The organism is Orientia tsutsugamushi (assembly GCF_900327275.1).
GTDB lineage: Bacteria > Pseudomonadota > Alphaproteobacteria > Rickettsiales > Rickettsiaceae > Orientia > Orientia tsutsugamushi.
The window spans coordinates 1861070-1880677 of sequence record NZ_LS398548.1; the positions used below are offsets into that span (position 1 = coordinate 1861070).

The 19608-nt window shown below is 31.1% G+C and carries 14 protein-coding genes and 7 pseudogenes; 12 read left to right on the top strand and 9 right to left on the bottom strand.

Annotated features, from left to right (window positions below; translation table 11 throughout):
* Positions 1 to 104: 104 nt before the first annotated feature.
* Positions 105 to 927: pseudogene (locus DK405_RS09710) on the bottom strand (IS5 family transposase).
* A 212-nt stretch (positions 928 to 1139) separates the two neighbouring features.
* On the opposite strand from DK405_RS09710, the gene DK405_RS09715 reads away from it, so the two are divergent.
* From DK405_RS09715 to DK405_RS09720, 4 genes and pseudogenes are all read left to right on the top strand, one after another.
* Positions 1140 to 1406, top strand: a complete 267-nt coding sequence (locus DK405_RS09715; protein ID WP_269459357.1) for a transposase — start codon at positions 1140 to 1142, stop codon at positions 1404 to 1406.
* Between the two features lie 100 nt (positions 1407 to 1506).
* Positions 1507 to 1575 (top strand): annotated as a pseudogene (locus DK405_RS15885) (hypothetical protein); the annotation flags it as partial.
* A gap of 84 nt (positions 1576 to 1659) precedes the next feature.
* Positions 1660 to 1859, top strand: a pseudogene (locus DK405_RS15890) (IS110 family transposase); the annotation flags it as partial.
* Positions 1860 to 2138: 279 nt separating this feature from the next.
* Positions 2139 to 4970, top strand: a complete 2832-nt coding sequence (locus tag DK405_RS09720) for an ankyrin repeat domain-containing protein (RefSeq protein ID WP_045912937.1) — start codon at positions 2139 to 2141, stop codon at positions 4968 to 4970.
* A gap of 271 nt (positions 4971 to 5241) precedes the next feature.
* On the opposite strand, the pseudogene DK405_RS15895 reads toward DK405_RS09720, so the two are convergent.
* A pseudogene (locus DK405_RS15895) lies at positions 5242 to 5382 on the bottom strand (IS110 family transposase); the annotation flags it as partial.
* Between the two features lie 239 nt (positions 5383 to 5621).
* Between DK405_RS15895 and DK405_RS09725 the strand changes: the two are divergent.
* A complete protein-coding gene (locus tag DK405_RS09725; protein WP_162563014.1) occupies positions 5622 to 5750 on the top strand; it encodes a hypothetical protein in 129 nt (42 codons plus the stop codon).
* On the opposite strand, the pseudogene DK405_RS15515 reads toward DK405_RS09725, so the two are convergent.
* Positions 5734 to 5940: pseudogene (locus DK405_RS15515) on the bottom strand (transposase); the annotation flags it as partial. The gene DK405_RS09725 and the pseudogene DK405_RS15515 sit on opposite strands and share 17 nt — an antisense overlap.
* Positions 5941 to 5993: 53 nt before the next feature.
* On the opposite strand from DK405_RS15515, the gene DK405_RS09735 reads away from it, so the two are divergent.
* Positions 5994 to 6817 (top strand): IS5 family transposase gene (locus DK405_RS09735; RefSeq protein ID WP_109510701.1). Its coding sequence is split into 2 segments (ribosomal slippage): positions 5994 to 6381 and positions 6381 to 6817, totalling 825 coding nucleotides; the frame shifts between segments, so codons are not numbered across the junction.
* Between the two features lie 18 nt (positions 6818 to 6835).
* On the opposite strand, the pseudogene DK405_RS09740 reads toward DK405_RS09735, so the two are convergent.
* The 6 genes and pseudogenes from DK405_RS09740 to DK405_RS09765 all read right to left on the bottom strand — a co-directional run.
* Positions 6836 to 7075 (bottom strand): annotated as a pseudogene (locus tag DK405_RS09740) (transposase); the annotation flags it as partial.
* Positions 7059 to 7310, bottom strand: a pseudogene (locus DK405_RS09745) (transposase); the annotation flags it as partial. The pseudogenes DK405_RS09745 and DK405_RS09740, both read right to left, overlap by 17 nt.
* Before the next feature lie 70 nt (positions 7311 to 7380).
* Positions 7381 to 8204 (bottom strand): IS5 family transposase gene (locus DK405_RS09750; protein ID WP_109510702.1). Its coding sequence is split into 2 segments (ribosomal slippage): positions 7381 to 7817 and positions 7817 to 8204, totalling 825 coding nucleotides; the frame shifts between segments, so codons are not numbered across the junction.
* Positions 8205 to 8299: 95 nt separating this feature from the next.
* The gene (locus DK405_RS09755; protein ID WP_080946470.1) at positions 8300 to 9268 is read right to left on the bottom strand and encodes an L-threonylcarbamoyladenylate synthase; all 969 of its coding nucleotides are present in this window, start codon (positions 9266 to 9268) and stop codon (positions 8300 to 8302) included.
* Positions 9246 to 11297 carry a glycine--tRNA ligase subunit beta gene (glyS, locus tag DK405_RS09760; RefSeq protein ID WP_045912666.1) on the bottom strand — a complete coding sequence of 684 codons (2052 nt, stop codon included), beginning with the start codon at positions 11295 to 11297 and terminating at the stop codon, positions 9246 to 9248. Before glyS ends, DK405_RS09755 begins: the two co-directional genes overlap by 23 nt.
* Entirely contained in the window at positions 11290 to 12168 is an 879-nt protein-coding gene (locus DK405_RS09765) for a glycine--tRNA ligase subunit alpha (RefSeq protein WP_045912667.1), read from the bottom strand. Before DK405_RS09765 ends, glyS begins: the two co-directional genes overlap by 8 nt.
* A 548-nt stretch (positions 12169 to 12716) precedes the next feature.
* Here DK405_RS09765 and tsa56 point away from each other — a divergent pair.
* The 6 genes from tsa56 (at position 12717) to DK405_RS09795 (ending at position 19604) form a co-directional block, all read left to right on the top strand.
* Entirely contained in the window at positions 12717 to 14315 is a 1599-nt protein-coding gene (tsa56, locus tag DK405_RS09770) for a type-specific antigen TSA56 (protein ID WP_045912668.1), read from the top strand.
* Positions 14316 to 14544: 229 nt separating this feature from the next.
* Positions 14545 to 15273: an outer membrane protein gene (locus DK405_RS09775; RefSeq protein WP_045912669.1), complete on the top strand. Its 729-nt coding sequence runs from the start codon at positions 14545 to 14547 to the stop codon at positions 15271 to 15273.
* A 203-nt stretch (positions 15274 to 15476) separates the two neighbouring features.
* Entirely contained in the window at positions 15477 to 16949 is a 1473-nt protein-coding gene (gene murC / locus DK405_RS09780; RefSeq protein WP_045912672.1) for a UDP-N-acetylmuramate--L-alanine ligase, read from the top strand.
* Positions 16918 to 17829 (top strand): UDP-N-acetylmuramate dehydrogenase, encoded by a 912-nt coding sequence (murB, locus tag DK405_RS09785; protein ID WP_045912670.1) that lies wholly within the window; start codon positions 16918 to 16920, stop codon positions 17827 to 17829. The genes murC and murB overlap by 32 nt, the downstream gene beginning before the upstream one ends.
* Complete coding sequence (locus tag DK405_RS09790; RefSeq protein ID WP_080946471.1) at positions 17807 to 18781, top strand: D-alanine--D-alanine ligase; 975 nt, start codon at positions 17807 to 17809, stop codon at positions 18779 to 18781. The genes murB and DK405_RS09790 overlap by 23 nt, the downstream gene beginning before the upstream one ends.
* On the top strand, positions 18774 to 19604 hold the full coding sequence (locus DK405_RS09795; protein ID WP_231967781.1) for a cell division protein FtsQ/DivIB: 831 nt from the start codon (positions 18774 to 18776) through the stop codon (positions 19602 to 19604). The genes DK405_RS09790 and DK405_RS09795 overlap by 8 nt, the downstream gene beginning before the upstream one ends.
* Positions 19605 to 19608 lie beyond the last annotated feature (4 nt).

Sequence of the window (19608 nt, forward strand, 5' to 3'; positions counted from 1 at the left end):
GATTTCACATATTATGCTTTCCTGATAACTTCATATTATTGTCTATAGCTTGTGTTTACTATTATTGCTTTCAAAGATCTATAATAGACCTCTTTCGAAACTGGTTAAGGTAGTTCAAAATTATAAATGCCAAAGATCAAATTAAATCTAAGACCGAATCTTTTACGTCTATTTCGATATTTGTCAGCAATAATTTTGAACTGTTTTAGCATACCGATAACGGTTTCATTCACAACTTTTTCTCGTGCTAACCTAAGATTATTCTTTTTATCATTTTTAGTTAAAGGATTTTTCTTGCTTTTTTTCTTTGGTAATTCAGAATTATTGTGAATTTTTTGTATACCTTGATATCCTGTATCAGTAATCGCTTTAACCTTAGGATGGATAAGGATTTTGGATTCCTTAAATAATCTAAAGTCATGTTTTTTACCGTTAGAAAAATCTGTACATATTACTTGGTATGTTTGCTTGTCTAACACTATTTGAGTTTTTAGTGTATGCCTTTTCTTCTTTCCTGAATAATAGAATTTTTGTTTTTTTGGGTCTTTCTATAGGAGTATCAGTAGCATCAATCAAGACCACTTCATAATTCATATCACTCTTCATTATAGCTTTACGACCTGTAAGAGCAAAGTTTAGGTGTTTAACTAGGGTATCTTCTACCCATTTTACAGCTTTATATGCTCAACTTTCACTAATCCCATAGTTCTGACCTATATGGAAATAAGTACGGTATTCTCTAAGGTATTCTAACACCATCAGCAACTGTTCCTCCAAATTGAGCTTATTTTTACGTCCACCTTTTGATTTCTTAAAACCATCAGCTTTCCTCAAAATATCCACCATCTTTGAAAATGTCCTCTTCCTTACTCCTGTTAATCGACGAAATTTTTCATCCTTTAACTCTTTTATCTGATCTAATTTCATTATTACTTCAAATTAGATTTTTATAACACCATTCTACATCATTCTCTAGTTTCGAAAGAAGTCTATTAAATATTACATATAAAAAAAGCTATAAAATATCCGAATGCAAAAAAAGAAGAGAAATTAAAATTTTAGAATAGGATAAAAAGGTACAAATACAAATGAAAAGTTATTGTTTTTACGGATGAGAGAGGTTTGTTCATAGTACAACTATAACTTACGGATATGCAGCAAAAGGCATGAGATGTTACAGAGTTTATAATTGGCATCCATCAAAGAGAACTAATGTTATAGGAGCATTAGTAGACAAATCTCTGCTAACAGTATCAATTTTTGACTGCGATGTTAATACTGCTATTTTTAACTGTTTGATAGAACAGGATTTAATTCAGAAATTACCTAATAATTCTGTAGTTGTAATGGACAATACAAGTTTTCATAAACATCCTCATTTAAAAATTACAGCTAAACCACTATAAAACAGTTATATATTATATACTTTTTGAAAAATATACTTAGGTCATAGTAATAGCCAAACTATTATAACTGTTTTATATAGGCTTGCTATAAAAAGATAGACATATATTAGAGTATTTACCTCCTTATTCTCATGATTTAAATCCTATTGAAAAAATTGTTTCAAGCTAAATCAAGCAGAATGAAATATCACTGTGGCTTAGAGATGCTTTTCAAAAAGTATATAACATAACTGTTTTATAGTGGTTTAGCTACAGTAGAATCTCTAAAATTGGTAATTCAGACCTACGTAAAGCTTTTTATATGCCTGAAATGTCTGCATTAAAACATAATTGTATTATATTAGGCAATTTGCTGATCGTTTATCATCTGATAGTGGCAAACAAACATGTTTATCATTTTTCTTGATTTTTAACATGCTATCTCTAATTTACTATATATTCAACTCATTCTAGCACATAGTGTTTAGCTTTTATTTGATGAAATCCATAGACAAATGGCCAAAAATATAATATACAGTTACTGTATAATCTTTGTTCATTTCATGAAAGTTATAACAGAGCTAATATGTTTAAGAATAATACAATAAATTTTAATAATTACAAGAAATCAGCATTAAAAAAGCAAAGAACTTTAAGATAAACCAATGTTGAATTTTAGCTTTGTCTTAACCTCCATTGCTTTTGAAAGCACTAATACTGAACAAGATTATTTATTTTATATAAAATTGTATCATGAAAATCAAACTTAAGAACGCTGTTGAGCAAGCTCTTGATCATCTATTAAAAAATCAAGGGCAGACAGCAGCCTGTATAATTTATTCAATTAGTAATAATGATTCTGTGGTATTCCAAATACTATTAAAGGAAATGAAAGTTCGGCAATATGATACATTAATGCTACCTCAAAATCAGTGGAAAGCTTTAATTGAGCATTTTGCAATGCAAGATAAGTATCATTGGTCTTTAAGAGCGCTAAGCCGACTTTTTCCATCGCTAATTACAAATCATGCATATGAAGCAGTACATTATGCCGCTTACTTCAAAGCAAACAGAAATCTTAAGCTCCTATTAAATCCTAAATTTAATCTTGATCTCAATGCATTAAGTCCTGGTAATGGCAATACTATCCTTGGTAATGCAATATTAGGTGATAACCTAGAAGGTGTAAAGCTATTATTAAAAATGAATAGTGTAGACTATACAAAACCAAATAGTTGCAACTTTAGACCAATTCATGTTGCAATATGGAAGGATGAGATTGACGTTCAATCTCCACAATGTATATATACAACAACCCTTAGAATACATTATAGACTTAAAGGACAAACTAAACTATTAAATACTCATTGCAAATTCAAAGCTCAATCATTACAAATGCAGTTGTTTTCTCGGCAACTTTGTGAGAATCCATTCCAAATAGAAGATCATAATCAAAATGATTTTCAAACATGTACAATCCTTTTTATCAAAGTATTATCCTGCAAATCTCAAAAATATTTTCTAAAATTATTAGAATCTACTTCCAAAATATTGACATCAAGCAGTTTTGGATTAGATCACAAAGGACATGTTCTAAACTTTCTATCTTTTTCTTCTACATGCTTTGAACTTACAGATAAAGCTCAAACAGCACTAGAGAATCTATTAAATACTGTTATTATTCCACAAAATGAAACCCTTATACAAATAGATAAACTTCATGCTCTATACTGTTATATGATATCTAGGGCTTGTAATGAACTAAATGTGGATAAAGCAAGTTATTACGCAGAATTACTAGTTAATCCAGCAGCAGTAGTTAATCCAGAGGATAAAGCAGAAGCATGTATTAGTTTAGCATTTCTTTATGAATCACTATATATCTCACGTAAAGCTATATTCTACCTTGACAAAGCTATAGAAACTTGCAGAGCTAGTTTATTACCAAAACTAGCTACTAAATGTTTTAGAGCATTGGTTAATAAAATTAATATTTATCAAGCATGTAATAAGGAACAAGACGCAAACGAGTGTATACAGCATGGTAGCTTACCTAAATCTTTGAAAGATTTGTGTTTAATAACTCAGCAATTAAAATTTAAACAATATACTTCTTTCAAAGTTACAGATCTTGTAAAAGAAGTAGCTGAATTAGAAGAATTATCATGTATTAACTTTAATGATGCAGCTAGTATAGTGAAACATAATAAATTAAAAGAAGATCTAGGCTGGAAATATCAATACTTTGTTAATACTTATGTTTTTATATGTACTCATGCGCAAGATTTACAAACTCTCACCCATGCTATTCAAATTGCAGAATCTGGGCTGAATTTATTTCCTGACCCAGCAGTAGCTTTCTCGATAATCAAAAACACGTTATCAATTTATGCTAAAGCAGAGTTATATGATGAAGGAATACAATTTTTACAAAAATACAGCACACAATATCCTACATCACAACCGCATATATTATATCATAAATATGTACTATACAGTAATAGTGCTAATAGTGATAATAGTGATAATAGTGATAATAATGATAATAGTGCTAAACATGCTAAACATGCTAAACATGCTAAACGTAAGTTAGCAAGCAAATTTCTTAAAGAACTTGAGCAAAAGTCACAGAATAGTAAAGTATGTTCAATTTTATACAGTAAAGCAAAAGAACTTGATCAAATTGTTATGCAAAAAAAGATCAAGCATCAATCTGATAATGAAGATGCAATCTTAGCAGCATTACAAGCTTTGTTTCAGCAGGAAGTTAATTCAGAAGAAGAAGTTAACAAGTGTTTGTTGCAAGAAAAAGTCGAGTGTCAATCTGGTGATGAAGATGATATCTTAGAAGCATTACCAAGACTTTTTCAAGTAGAATCACAAAATGAGATAGATATAGTATTAAATACTACACATTGGCATATTGATGATCAAAGAATAATATCCTCTAATAATACTACATACATAGCCAATAGCTCATCTTTTATAAACTCAGATGGATTATTTGCAATTATTGATGAAAAGATATCACGGCAGCTTGACACTGTTACAAAGCAACAATGTCAGGCAGCATTAGAAAAAGGTCTAATACATAGACAAAAAAAATGCAGTGGAATAAAAATTTTAAACCTTAAAGATAATAAGGTAATAGAATTAAAACTTGCTAGCAGGGATTTGCGCCTTATTGCTACTACTGCTTACATAAATTTAGATAATAAAATGCTAATAATATTTAACAAATTAGCTACTCATTCTACTCTTCAAAAAAATATAGTCAAAAGTAAGTATATTACTAAAAACTCTATATGCCATGTCAATTGCAGTGAAGAAGATAAATTTAAAAATAGAACAGAAAAATCGTTCATACAACCAGAGGAAAGCACTGCTACTGCACAATCATGTTCATTAAGCGAACAAATTCATGCAAAAGTTGAAACCAAGTGCATGATTGATGAATTTACAACATTAGATATAACTGATACAAGCGATTTAGCAGAAAGTCATTGTGAAAATAATGAAGACAGAGAAATAGTAGGTAACAGCAAAGATGAAGGCTTTTCGTTATCTGGAAGAAGCTTATTATAACACAAATTTGATATAATAAATAGAGCATAAAGTAGATAGATTAAGCATTACAGCAATGTTAAAATAACTAATTATGTTTAAGTATTCCTTACACAAAAACAATGTTAGGAATATTTAATTCCTGAATTAACACAAATTCTATATAATGAATATGCTATATTATACCCAAGTTCGATATAAGAAGATATGATAGATATAGTTGAAATAAGTGATACAAAAATAGATCAATTAGCTGCTGTAGTTCTTGAATATAAGGTGTTTGTGGATGCTAAACTTTTGGTTTCATTGCCTCAAAAAAGTATGATATTAATGCACTGTCTGCTTTATCTGTTTTTGTACAATTAAGTCTATTCATTGCAAAACCTTTAATACGTGCAGGATTTACTACGCTGACTTTATAGCTATAGCCAAACTACTATAAAACAATTATAATAATAAAATGCAATGAAAAAGTAATTAATATGACATATTCGATATATTTTGGAAAAAAGTGCTAACATAAATGAAGGAGAAAAAATTAGTTTTGAAAAAGTATCAAAACGTTTTGAGATATGAAAGAATACAGTATTTGTATGAAGTAAAAGCATATTGCTGTAAAAAAACAGAAACATAGCTCCAAGAAAAATCTCTATTGAAAAACTAAAAGAAGATGTGAGTCAACATAGTGAGGCATATCAATATGAAAGAGCTGAACTACTAGGAGTAAGTAAGTCTAGTATACAAAAAGCATTAAAGAGATTAAATATTACATATAAAAAAAGCTTTAAAACGTCAATTTAGGATAAGGAATCAGAAGAAGAAGAGATAAAATGGAGTTAAGTTTAGAGATAGAATAACTAGCAAGAGAAGCAATTATATGAACAAAAAAATTAAGAGGAGAACAGTGTCTAGTATGCTCTAAATGCATATGTTTTTTTAGTACATTAAAGACATACTCAATTAAAGAACGTTTATTTAATAGACTTCTTTCGAAACTAGAGAATGATGTAGAATGGTGTTATAAAAATCTAATTTGAAGTAATAATGAAATTAGATCAGATTAAAGAGTTAAAGGATGAAAAATTTCGTCGATTAACAGGAGTAAGGAAGAGGACATTTTCAAAGATGGTGGATATTTTGAGGAAAGCTGATGGTCTTAAGAAATCAAAAGGTGGACGTAAAAATAAGCTCAATTTGGAGGAACAGTTGCTGATGGTGTTAGAATACCTTAGAGAATACCGTACTTATTTCCATATAGGTCAGAACTATGGAATTAGTGAAAGTTCAGCATATAAAGCTGTAAAATGGGTAGAAGACACCCTAGTTAAACACGCAAACTTTGCTCTTCCAGGCCGTAAAGCTTTAATGAAGAGTGATATGAATTATGAAGTAGTCTTGATTGATGATACTGAGAGTCCTATAGAAAGACCTAAAAAAAACAAAAATTCTATTATTCAGGAAAGAAGAAAAGGCATACACTAAAAACTCAAATAGTGGTAGATAAGAAAACGCGCCAAGTAATATGTACAGATTTTTCTAACGGTAAAAAACATGACTTTAGATTATTTAAGAAATCCAAAATTCTTATCCATCCTAAGGTAAAAGTGATTACTGATACAGGATATCAAGGCATACAAAAAATTCACAATAATTCTGAATTACCAAAGAAAAAAAGCAAGAAAAATCCTTTAACTAAAAATGATAAAAAGAATAATCATAGGTTAGCAGGAGCAAGAGTTGTGAATGAAAACGTTATTGGTATGCTAAAACGCTTCAAAATTATTGCTGACAAATATCGAAATAGACGTAAAAGATTCTCTCTTAGATTTAATTTGATCTCTGGCATTTATAATTTTGAACTACCTTAACCAGTTTCGAAAGAGGCCTAATAACTTCTTATCTTGTATGTCCAATAAATATGTTTTCATATCTTTATGAAGATTAGTAAATAAACGTAAACCATTGGTCAACAGTTGATGAAATAACTTTTTAGATATGTAAGCTTTATCACCAAACAATTTACCAGATAGGACTTCAGAAATAACTAAAGCTATAGATAGATCGCTTTTATTGCCTTTAGTAATTTTAACTGACATTATTTCACCTTTATTATTGATTATAAGATGTTCTATGTAATAACTTACGCATAGCGGCAATAAGGATAAGCATTTTGGGTTTACCAGTATCAGACAAACGTTGAGAAAATTGCTTGATAATACAATTATGTCTCAAGGTAGACATAGCAGGCATATAAAAAGACTTACGTAGATCTGAATTACCAGTTCTAGAGATTCTACTAGCCCCCCGCACGGTACTACCAGATTGACGATGCTTAGGATTAAGACCTACAAAAGCTATAACTTATTTAGCAGAACTTGTCTCTTTAGAAATATCAATCACTAAAATTATACTAGACATCTTTCGAAACTGGTTAAGGTAGTTCAAAATTATAAATGCCAGAGATCAAATTAAATCTAAGAGAGAATCTTTTACGTCTATTTCGATATTTGTCAGCAATAATTTTGAAGCGTTTTAGTATACCAATAACGTTTTCATTCACAACTCTTGCTACTGCTAACCTATGATTATTCTTTTTATCATTTTTAGTTAAAGGATTTTTCTTGCTTTTTTTCTTTGGTAATTCAGAATTATTGTGAATTTTTTGTATGCCTTGATATCCTGTATCAGTAATCACTTTTACCTTAGGATGGATAAGAATTTTGGATTTCTTAAATAATCTAAAGTCATGTTTTTTACCGTTAGAAAAATCTGTACATATTACTTGGCGCGTTTTCTTATCTACCACTATTTGAGTTTTTAGTGTATGCCTTTTCTTCTTTCCTGAATAATAGAATTTTTGTTTTTTTTAGGTCTTTCTATAGGACTCTCAGTATCATCAATCAAGACTACTTCATAATTCATATCACTCTTCATTAAAGCTTTACGGCCTGGAAGAGCAAAGTTTTGGTGTTTAACTAGGCTGTCTTCTACCCATTTTACAGCTTTATATGCTGAACTTTCACTAATTCGATAGTTCTGACCTATATGGAAATAAGTACGGTATTCTCTAAGGTATTCTAACACCATCAGCAACTGTTCCTCCAAATTGAGCTTATTTTTACGTCCACCTTTTGATTTCTTAAGACCATCAGCTTTCCTCAAAATATCCACCATCTTTGAAAATGTCCTCTTCCTTACTCCTGTTAATCGACGAAATTTTTCATCCTTTAACTCTTTTATCTGATCTAATTTCATTATTACTTCAAATTAGATTTTTATAACACCATTCTACATCATTCTCTAGTTTCGAAAGAAGTCTATTTTATACTTTCTATTGTCTTATTCTGTGGTTAATATGAGCTTGCGCGATTAAGCTTGTCATTGATAGCAATTCCTATGCCTATATTTGGTATTTGAGCTATGGCGATAGTCTCAACCTCATTGATAGGATTTTGTGCATAGTTGTCAAGTTGATGAAGCATATGATATAAGTTTGCTGCTGCATTCATCAAATTGCTGTTTGGGCTAAGATTTAGGCAGTATTTTCCAGTTAGAGTATTAGGTCCATAATTTAATCCTACTTCTTTTGGAAGAAGCTTTGTTGCATTTAACCTAATTTTAGTAATAGGAGAATAATGCTTTAACATCATTCCTGGAGCTTTTAAAAGCTTATTATGTTTTTCTGCTATAATAGGGTTTTGTCCAGTAATAGTCTTTATTATTTCTGTTGTAATGAATCCATGGCGTAATATTCTTGGTCTGTCAGTAGTAGTATCAATTATGGTAGATTCTAATCCATAAGTTGATTGAGCGCCTTTAAGAATGAATGTGTTTGGAGAATTTTGGAAATGGATATTGGCATGTTGATAGGTAGTAGGGCTGAGATAGCCTGATGGGTTTGCGCTTGGAGCAGCTATAGGTTTTTGTGTTAACTGTAGCAACATGAGAGCTACCTTATGAGATGGAATTCTAATTGCTACAGTATCAAGATTTGCTGTTGCTGTTCTGCTAATTCCTGCTGATTGATTAAGTGGTACAACTAAGCTAATTGGGCCTGGCCATAAGGTTGCTAGTTTAATAGCAAGATTATTAAATATGCCTATAGTTTGGGCAGCTTGTATATTGCTGACATGAATAATTAATGGATTATTCATTGGTCTGTTTTTGATTTTATAAATGCTTTGACAAGCATTGTCATTAGTTGCATCAGCTCCTATGCCATACACTGTTTCAGTAGGGAATATAACTAATTTCCCTTGGTCAATAAATTGTGCAGCAATATTTATATCATTATTATTACTGTTCATATTGGCTAGCATAATGTTCTATTACTTTGTAAAATGGGGCTATATTATTGCAAAACTCCACTACATATTGTAATATAAGCTTGCGATTATAAGTAAGATACTGATCAGTAGTGTTAACAGTAACATTGTTTAAAAATTCTGCAATTGGTGTGCTAAGATTTGATAATTGATCAAGAGCTGAAGTGAAATTTTCAGCTGAAAATTGAGTAGATAATTGTCTAACTTTTGCATCCATAGCTTGCTGATATAGGATGGTTTCTTGTTTAGTTAATAATTTGCAAACATCTATTTTTGCTTGATGAATTTCTTCATCTTTAATGATATTATACGCTCTTTTATATGATTGTATAAAGTTTTGACCTTTAGTGGAGGTTAAAAAATGATCAAGAATATTCATTCTTAATTCTAACTCAGTAAGATCATCATAGTTGTTTTGCTGAAATATAGCTTCGACTAACAAATGATTAAATTTTGCATTAAGTAAATTTTTTGTTTTATCTTTTATGAATAGTAGTACTTCGGTTGCTAGCTCATTAGTATAAATATCATGAAGTTGATAAATGAAAGTTAATAAATCTAATAATTTTACTTGTATTTTATTAGTTAAAATTATTCTAGCGATAGAAAAAGCGCATCTACGTAATGCAAATGGATCTTTTGAGCTAGTAGCGCGCTCTCCTGCTAAATATAGGCTAGTTAAATTATCAAGCTTGTCAGCTAAAGCAAGAATTGCTGCCTTACCATTAGGTACTTCATCTTCAATTCCAGTAGGATAGTAGTGGTTGCCGATTATATTAGCGACTGCAGGGCTCAGTTTGTCATTTAAAGCATAGTATTTTCCCATTATTCCCTGTAGATTAGGGAATTCTTGTACAACTTCTGAGACTAAATCTGATTTACACAGTTCAGCTGCAATGGCTAGTTCTTGATCATCAGGTGCAAGCTTATGGCATATTTTTTTTATTCTCTGAACTTTATCAAATATACTGCCAAGTTTAGTGTGAAAGACTACTTTTTTTAGTTTTTCTAATTTACTAAGCAATGTAAATTGACAATCTTGATTAAAAAAGTATATAGCATCAGAGAGACGAGATGATAAGACTTTTTCATTTCCTTTGATAATATTGCTATAATCTTCAGTATTGATATTGGTAACAAATAAAAAATATGGAGCTAGTTTATTGTTATAATCTTTTGTAGTGAAATATTTTTGATGAGTTTGTACAGAAGTGATGATGATTTCTTCTGGTAATCTAAGAAACTCACTAGGTATTGTACCATATAATACGATAGGGTATTCAACTAAACCAGTAACTTCATCAAGTAATTTATCATTGTAATTTAAGGTAATGCCTAGAGTTTTGCATGTTTTTTCTAAGGAATTAAGTATAATAGCTTGCCGTTCTGATCTATCTAATATGACAAAATTATCTCTTAAATTATTAGTATAATCTTGCCAGGTGCTGACAGTAAAGCTATTTGGACTCATGAATTTATGTCCAAAGCTTTTATTATTTGATGTTAGATGATGCCAGCTGATTTTTAGTTCTTCGTCATTGAACATGCATAAAATGTTTCTAAGTGGTCTAACCCAATTAATCTGATAATTCCCCCATTTCATTGATTTTGGCCAAGTGTATTCTTTAACGGAGTTTAATATGATTTCTGGTAATAGATCTTTAATAGGTTGAGTTGGAGTAACATGAGTATAAACGTAGAACTGCTGATTATTAAATGTTTTTATGGTTAAATCCTTGCTTAGAATAGACTTGGCTTTGCAAAATCCTTCAACAGCTGATTTTTTTGCTCCGACTTTAGGGCCTTTATGTTCAATTGCTTTAGCGGCTAGTTCTTTGCTGCTAAAGGCTGTATATAGAACAACTCTGCATGGGCCTATATATACTTTTAAGTGATTAAAACTAATATTAGCTAATTTGAAATTTTTAGTAAAAATTTCTTGAAATGCTAATTCAGCTTTTTTTTGCATTTTAGCTGGAATTTCCTCAGAGTAGAGTTCTAATATTAAACTGTAACTATGCATTTGATATATTAAGATTTTTTATATATTGATTACATACTGTTTGAGCTAGTGTTCGTATTCTAGCGATATAATTAGTGCGTTGAGTAACTCCGATTACTCCTCTGCTATCAAGTAGATTAAATAAGTGGCTAGCTTTTAAACAGAAATCATATGCTGGTAGAGGAAGATTTTGCTTGACTAAATCTTGGCATTGTTGTTCAGCTTCTTCAAATTGTTTAAACAATATATTTGTGTTGGCGTATTCAAGGTTATAAGCAGAAAATTGCCGTTCATTCTCCATGTTAACCATTTGATATGTTAAAGCTAGTTCTCCTGATTGATTATTCCAATTTAGTAGTTTAATATCATCGACTTCCTGTATGTACATTGCTAATCGTTCAAGTCCATAAGTGATTTCTATAGGTATTGGATTGCATTCTATGCTAGCTATTTGTTGTAAGTAAGTAATCTGAGAAATTTCCATTCCATTACACCATACTTCCCAGCCTAAGCCTGAGGCTCCTAGGGTAGGGGATTGCCAGTCATCTTCTACAAATCTAATATCATTAGTTTGAGTTTTTATGTTGAGATATTCTAAGCTATGTAAGTAAAGAGCTTGAATATTATCTGGAGATGGCTTAATTATGACTTGAAACTGGTAGTATTGCTGTAAACGATTAGGGTGGCTGCCATATCTACTATCTGTTGGTCGCCTGGATGGCTGAACATATGCTGCACGCCATTGGGCTTGCCCTAGCAATTTTATTGCTGTTGCAGGATGAAAAGTTCCTGCGCCAATTTCAACGTCATATGGTTGCAATATAGCACAGCCTTGATTGCTCCAGAATTGCTGCAGGTGCATTATTATTTGTTGAAAAGAAAGCTTGTTCATTTTTTATGTGGGCTAATTTTAGATAATGCAATGTTAGTATAATTATGTGGTTAATTAATGTATCTTGATTTAAGATTTTATATAAATATAATAAGATTTATGTAGGGCTTAATTATTAGCTTAAAAAACTGTTGCTATTTTAGCTAAAAATAAAAGTTTGGGCAAGAAAAATTATTAATAATTGAAGGTAGTTGTTGCGTAAAAAGCTGTGTTATGCTATCTAAGGTTAAATGTAGCAAGGTGCTAATAGATAATTAATGTATTTTCGAACGTGTCTTTAAGCTATATATAAGAGCAGTATTCTATTGAATATTGTCTCTAAGTTATATATAAAAAATAAAAATAGATTTTACAATTGATAAAACGCTTTGAGGCGACATTTTTAACACAGTGTTTTATAGATTGTTTAAATTATTTTACAAGTACTATTAAATATTAGTATACTAAATAATAGTTTTTTGATATAAAACTAAAGTTAGTGTGGCTAAATAATTAGTTTAGAATGGTTACCACTAAAAAATAAATTTAATTCTTTTAAGGAGATTAGAATGAAAAAAATTATGTTAATTGCTAGTGCAATGTCTGCGTTGTCGTTGCCATTTTCAGCTAGTGCAATAGAATTGGGGGAAGAAGGATTAGAGTGTGGTCCTTATGCTAAAGTTGGAGTTGTTGGAGGAATGATTACTGGCGTAGAATCTGCTCGCTTGGATCCAGCTGATGCTGAAGGCAAAAAACACTTGTCATTAACAAATGGGCTGCCATTTGGTGGAACGTTGGCTGCAGGTATGACAATCGCTCCAGGATTTAGAGCAGAGATAGGTGTTATGTACCTTACAAATATAACTGCTCAGGTTGAAGAAGGTAAAGTTAAGGCAGATTCTGTAGGTGAGACAAAGGCAGATTCTGTAGGTGGGAAAGATGCTCCTATACGTAAGCGGTTTAAACTTACACCTCCTCAGCCTACTATAATGCCTATAAGTATAGCTGATCGTGACTTTGGGATTGATATTCCTAACATACCTCAGCAGCAAGCACAAGCGGCGCAGCCTCAGCTTAATGATGAGCAACGTGCTGCAGCTAGGATCGCTTGGTTAAAGAATTGTGCTGGTATTGACTATAGGGTAAAAAACCCTAATGATCCTAATGGGCCTATGGTTATAAATCCGATATTGTTAAATATTCCACAGGGTAACCCTAATCCTGTTGGAAATCCACCGCAGCGAGCAAATCCGCCTGCAGGTTTTGCGATACATAACCATGAGCAATGGAGGCATTTGGTAGTTGGGCTTGCTGCATTATCAAATGCTAATAAACCTAGCGCTTCTCCTGTCAAAGTATTAAGTGATAAAATTACTCAGATATATAGTGATATAAAGCCATTTGCTGATATAGCTGGTATTGATGTTCCTGATACTAGTTTGCCTAATAGTGCATCTGTCGAACAGATACAGAATAAAATGCAAGAATTAAACGATCTATTGGAAGAGCTCAGAGAATCTTTTGATGGGTATCTTGGTGGTAATGCTTTTGCTAATCAGATACAGTTGAATTTTGTCATGCCGCAGCAAGCACAGCAGCAGGGGCAAGGGCAGCAACAGCAAGCTCAAGCTACAGCGCAAGAAGCAGTAGCAGCAGCAGCTGTTAGGCTTTTAAATGGCAATGATCAGATTGCGCAGTTATATAAAGATCTTGTTAAATTGCAGCGTCATGCAGGAATTAAGAAAGCGATGGAAAAATTAGCTGCCCAACAAGAAGAAGATGCAAAGAATCAAGGTGAAGGTGACTGCAAGCAGCAACAAGGAACATCTGAAAAATCTAAAAAAGGAAAAGACAAAGAGGCAGAGTTTGATCTGAGTATGATTGTCGGCCAAGTTAAACTCTATGCTGACGTAATGATAACTGAATCAGTCTCAATATATGCTGGTGTTGGTGCAGGGTTAGCTTATACTTCTGGAAAAATAGATAATAAGGATATTAAAGGGCATACAGGCATGGTTGCATCAGGAGCACTTGGTGTAGCAATTAATGCTGCTGAAGGTGTGTATGTGGACATAGAAGGTAGTTATATGTACTCATTCAGTAAAATAGAAGAGAAGTATTCAATAAATCCTCTTATGGCAAGTGTAAGTGTACGCTATAACTTCTAGTTTTTTCTTTAAAATTATAAAAAAAGCAGCTAAAAGTTCTTTACAGGGTTTTTAGCTGCTTTTTCAGAGTTTTTTTATAATAATAAAAATTAACTTTATTCTTTGCTATTTAATTAGCTTGAAGCTTGCTGGGTTATATATAGAAATATACTCCTAAAATGGTGAAGTTTTTGTAATTAGGAAGCATTTAAATCAATAACAACAGTCATAAAAAAATAAGTAAAAGTTCATGAGTAAAATAAAAAAAGTAATAATAAGTGCTATTACTGCGCTTTCTGCATTATCAAGTTCATCTTTAGTACATGCTAATAATTCATCAGAATATTTAGAATATTTAGAATATAATTATTATGCTAAGGTTAGCGCGATTGGATTAATGCCAACCAATTGGGAATCTCATTTTAAAAATAAAGAGCTTGAGTTTAACAAATTTCCATTTGGAATAGGTGGAAGTTTAGGGGCTTATGTAAATCGATATTTTAGGACAGAAGTTGGTGCTATGTGGCTCTTTGATATTACAACTAAACCAGAGAAAAGTGTAAGTAATTCACAGAAAGAGCAACAACAAGCTGGCGATAATGACTTAGATAATAATAATTCTAATCATAAGTTAGATAGCGGATTGTCTCTTAATTCTGGAGTTGTAGCATTAAGGGGTTATCTTGATTTAATTAAATTAGGTCCAGTTTCAATTTTTGTTGGTGGAGGTGCTGGGGCCTCATATACTGGTGGTACAATAGAGCAGCATAAAATAGATTATAAAGTTGGTTTCTATAAAGAAGCTATAGCTGGTATATCAGCTGAAGTAATTGATGAAGTGCACTTAGATGTTGAATATAAGTATATGTGGATAGGAAGCATTACAGGCGAAGATGTGAAAGATAAGCCATATGGTGACTTTAAGCAGTATGACCTTAATGGGCATTCTTTATCACTTAGTATTAGATTTAGCTTTTAAGTTTTTATAGCATTATAGTAAAAAAAGAAATTATGAAAAGTTATGTTAAAATTTTGATTAATTTCTTTTTCTAATTTTAGCAGCTTACTTGGTTAATATTGAGTTGTAGCTTGTGCTTAAGCAATTCTAATAAATGGAAGAAGGCGGTATATTTTTAAAAAAATAGCATGTCAAAAAGGCATGCTTATATAAGTATTATTTGCATGACATTGTTAGCAAATCGAAGACTTAAAAGTAATTTTGGTATTGTGCACATTATTGGTATCGGTGGTATAGGTATGAGTGGTATCGCAGAAATAATGTACAATCTAGGTTATAAGATTAGAGGATCAGATCTGACTAGTAATGTTAATACTAAAAGATTGAAATTGCTAGGTGTTGAAGTATTACATGAGCATAACGCTAATAATATTAATGGAGCAGGGATTGTAGTTATATCTTCTGCTATAAAACACAATAACCCTGAATATCAAGCTGCAATCTCAGCAAAAATACCAATAATATCTAGAGCAGAGATGTTAGCTGAGCTGATGAGATCAAAAACTGCTATAGCAATTTCAGGATCTCACGGCAAAACTACTACAACAGCATTGATTGCTTGCATGTTTGAAGCATATGGGTTACATCCTACAGTTATTACTGGTGGAATTATGAATAATAAGTCTACAAATGCTTATTTAGGTGATGGTGATTATTTCATTGCTGAAGCTGATGAATCAGATGCAACTTTTATTAAAATTCCTGCAACGATTGCTGTTATTACTAATATTGATGTTGAGCATTTAGATTTTTATAAAAATTTTGATAATTTGATTAGTGCTTTTCGTAAATTTATTATTAATTTACCATATGACGGTTTTGCAGTAGCTTGTATTGATGATATTACAGTACAAAATTTAATAGCTAAAATTACATCTAGAAAGATTATTACTTATGGTATTGATTCTAAGAATGCACATATTCAGGCATTTAATATTAATACTGATAATGGTTATTCAACCTATGATGTTAGAATTAAAGCATATAATTTTCATAATGAAGTCATAATTACGCAAGTTACTTTACCAGCTTTAGGTAAGCATAACATTCTCAATTCACTAGCTGCAATAGCTATTGCTGTAGAGCTAAACTTAGACTTAAATATTATTAAGGATGGATTTAAAAATTTTAAAGGTATTGCGAGGCGCTTTACAAAGATCGGAGAGTATAATAACATTACCGTTATTGATGACTATGCTCACCATCCTGCAGAAATTATAGCAACAATTGATACAGCAAGATGTATTGCAGATAAGCAGCAGGGAAGGGTTATAGCTGTATTTCAACCGCATCGTTACTCTAGACTAAAACAGTTATTTTCAGAGTTTACTCATTGCTTTCAACTTGTAGATCAACTATATATTTCGCAAATATATGATGCTGGAGAACAAGAAACATATAACTTATCTCATATTTCTTTAGTTAATGCTATTAAGAGTTATTATCGTAGCCTATATGTTATGCCTATAAATAATTTAGATGATTTGTCACAAATTATTTATAGGCAAGTTAAACCATATGATATTATTTTACTAATGGGAGCTGGAGATATTACTAAATTTGCAGCAATATTGCTACAGCAATTAAAAGAATTATTAAAGCACGATGTCTACAGTGATATCACTACCAAGAGTTAGTGGTGAATATAGAAAAAATTTCAAACTATCTCAACTGACTTGGTTTAAGGTTGGTGGAATTAGTCAAGTTTTTTATAAACCTAAAGATGAGGAGGATCTGTCTTGCTTTTTAAAAAATTTACAATCTAATATTCAAATTACAGTATTAGGAGCAGGATCAAATTTACTTATCAGAGATAATGGTATTGATGGTGTAACAATTAAATTAGGTAGAAGTTTTAATGAGATTAATTTTGTTAAAAATAATCACTATAATATTATTAGTGTTGGAGCTGGAACTTTAAACTATGATGTTGCAAAATTTTGTCTACAACATAACTTAGGTGGGTTAGAATTTTTAGTAGGAATACCTGGAACAATAGGTGGTGGAATTGCTATGAATGCTGGGGCTTATGGACAAGAATTTAAAGATGTTGTTTATTCTGTTGAGGCTTTAGATAGATCAGGTAATAAGCATATATTTTTATCCAAAGATTTAAACTTTGAATATAGGCAATGCATCGTGAATGGCTTTTTAATCTTTACAAAAACTAATCTCATTTGTTATAATGATAGTAAAACAAGTATTAGTCAAAAGCTACAAAAAATACAAACAGTTCGTAAATTAACGCAGCCAATTAACCAAAAAACTGCTGGTAGCGCTTTTCGTAATACTAACAACTATAAAGCTTGGCAGTTGATAGATAAGGTAGGATTACGTGGGCATAGTATTGGCGGGGCTCAAGTATCAAATCTACATTGCAATTTTTTAATTAATAATGGAAATGCTACCGCTAGCGATATTGAAAATCTAGGGGAGTTGATTCGTAAAAAGGTTTTTGACCATACTGGTATAACATTAGAATGGGAGATTAAAATTGTTGGGAAAAAAAGCCTATAGTTTTCAAAGACGCAATTCTGTTGTTGAAAGCATAACTAGTTCAGGCAAAAAGCATGTAGTAATCTTATATGGTGGCATGTCAGCAGAAAGAGAGGTGTCATTGATGTCTAATGATAATGTACAAGCTGCTCTTATCTCTAATGGATATCAGGTGACTCGTATAGATGTTGGGCAAGATATTGCAGTTAAACTATCTGAAATTACAGGACCATATACAGTATTTAATTGTCTAGTTGGTACATATGGAGAGGATGGATGTATTCCTGGGTTATTAAATATTATGAATATACCTTATACTCATTCTGGTGTAAAAACTTCTGCAGCTGCATTTGATAAGCAAATTGCTAAAACCATATTACAATGCTATAAAATTAAAACTCCTGCCAGTATAACTATCAATAGTAATGATAATGTAATCGATGATCCTATTTTAAGACCATATGTTATAAAGCCACTACAGCAAGGGTCAAGTATAGGTGTAAAAATTGTACATTTAGAAGATAAATTTCTATTTAAGGATTATAAATTTCAATTTGGTAATGAGGTTTTAGTTGAGCAATATATCAAAGGTAGAGAGCTACAGATTGCTTTACTAGATGGTAAAGTAGTTGGAATATTAGAAATTAAAATGCTTAAAGATAAAATCTTTTATGATTATCAAAGTAAATATAGCCCTGGCTTTGCTGAGCACATTATTCCACCTATGCTTCCTGTTAATACTGTCAATCAAATTATGAACATTGCAGAAAAAGTGTATAAAATTTTTGACTGTAGGGGGCCATGTAGATTGGAATGCATATTATCTGATATTGACAATGAAGTTTATGTTATAGAATTAAATACTCATCCTGGCATGACATCCTTATCAAGTTATCCTGAAATTGCACAATATTATGGTATTAGCTTCAATGAATTAGTGGAAAGAATATTAATTACAGCCAAATGTGATTGAATTAAATAAAATGTACAACAAAAGTACTACTACAATAAATCAAACAAAAAAAGTTAAAAGAATTAATATTCCTTTAAGGAGATCTATTATTAACTATTATACTAAAGGTGTATTGGCTGTCAAAATCATAGTAGTAATACTAATATTTATGTTACTATTTACCAATAAACTTAACTTTATAAAAAGTGAGATAGCTAATAAATTGAGTGAAGTAGCTAGTGACTTTGGTTTTAGGCTTGAAAAGGTAATAATTGATGGACAACAAAATGTTACAACAGATAAAGTTATTGCTGCAATTAATGCTGATACTGGTACTCCAATATTTGATATTGATATTCATGCAATTAAGGAACGACTTGAACAAAATACCTGGATACGTAATGTTGTTATAGAAAGAAGACTACCAAATACGATATATGTTGGTATTTTAGAAAGAAAGCCAATAGCAATTTGGCAACTAAATAAGCAGTTATATCTCATTGATAAAGAAGGAATAGTGCTGCATACAGATAAAATTTCAGAATTTTCTTCGCTATTACATTTAGTTGGGCAAGGGGCTAACTTACATGCTAACCAATTAATTCTTACTATTAGTTCAGAGCTTAATTTAGCTTCAAAAATTGTTTCTGCAGTAAGGTATGGTAATAGAAGATGGAATTTGATATTTCAAGAAAATATCGTAGTTAAAATGCCAGAATCTGATTTTAATCAAGCGTGGCAATACTTAGTTAAATTATTTCAATCTGATAAGTTTTTTAATCAAAAATATAAGGTCTTAGATTTACGAGACTCATCAAAATATTACATTGAATATCATAATTAACAGA

Bases quoted from the DNA above. Each gene is read 5' to 3' on its own strand.
- DK405_RS09720 (WP_045912937.1), top strand. From the start codon at position 2,139: ATGAAAATCAAACTTAAGAACGCTGTTGAGCAAGCTCTTGATCATCTA.
- DK405_RS09755 (WP_080946470.1), bottom strand. From the start codon at position 9,268: ATGCTAGCCAATATGAACAGTAATAATAATGATATAAATATTGCTGCA.
- glyS (WP_045912666.1), bottom strand. From the start codon at position 11,297: ATGCATAGTTACAGTTTAATATTAGAACTCTACTCTGAGGAAATTCCA.
- DK405_RS09765 (WP_045912667.1), bottom strand. From the start codon at position 12,168: ATGAACAAGCTTTCTTTTCAACAAATAATAATGCACCTGCAGCAATTC.
- tsa56 (WP_045912668.1), top strand. From the start codon at position 12,717: ATGAAAAAAATTATGTTAATTGCTAGTGCAATGTCTGCGTTGTCGTTG.
- DK405_RS09775 (WP_045912669.1), top strand. From the start codon at position 14,545: ATGAGTAAAATAAAAAAAGTAATAATAAGTGCTATTACTGCGCTTTCT.
- murC (WP_045912672.1), top strand. From the start codon at position 15,477: ATGACATTGTTAGCAAATCGAAGACTTAAAAGTAATTTTGGTATTGTG.
- murB (WP_045912670.1), top strand. From the start codon at position 16,918: ATGTCTACAGTGATATCACTACCAAGAGTTAGTGGTGAATATAGAAAA.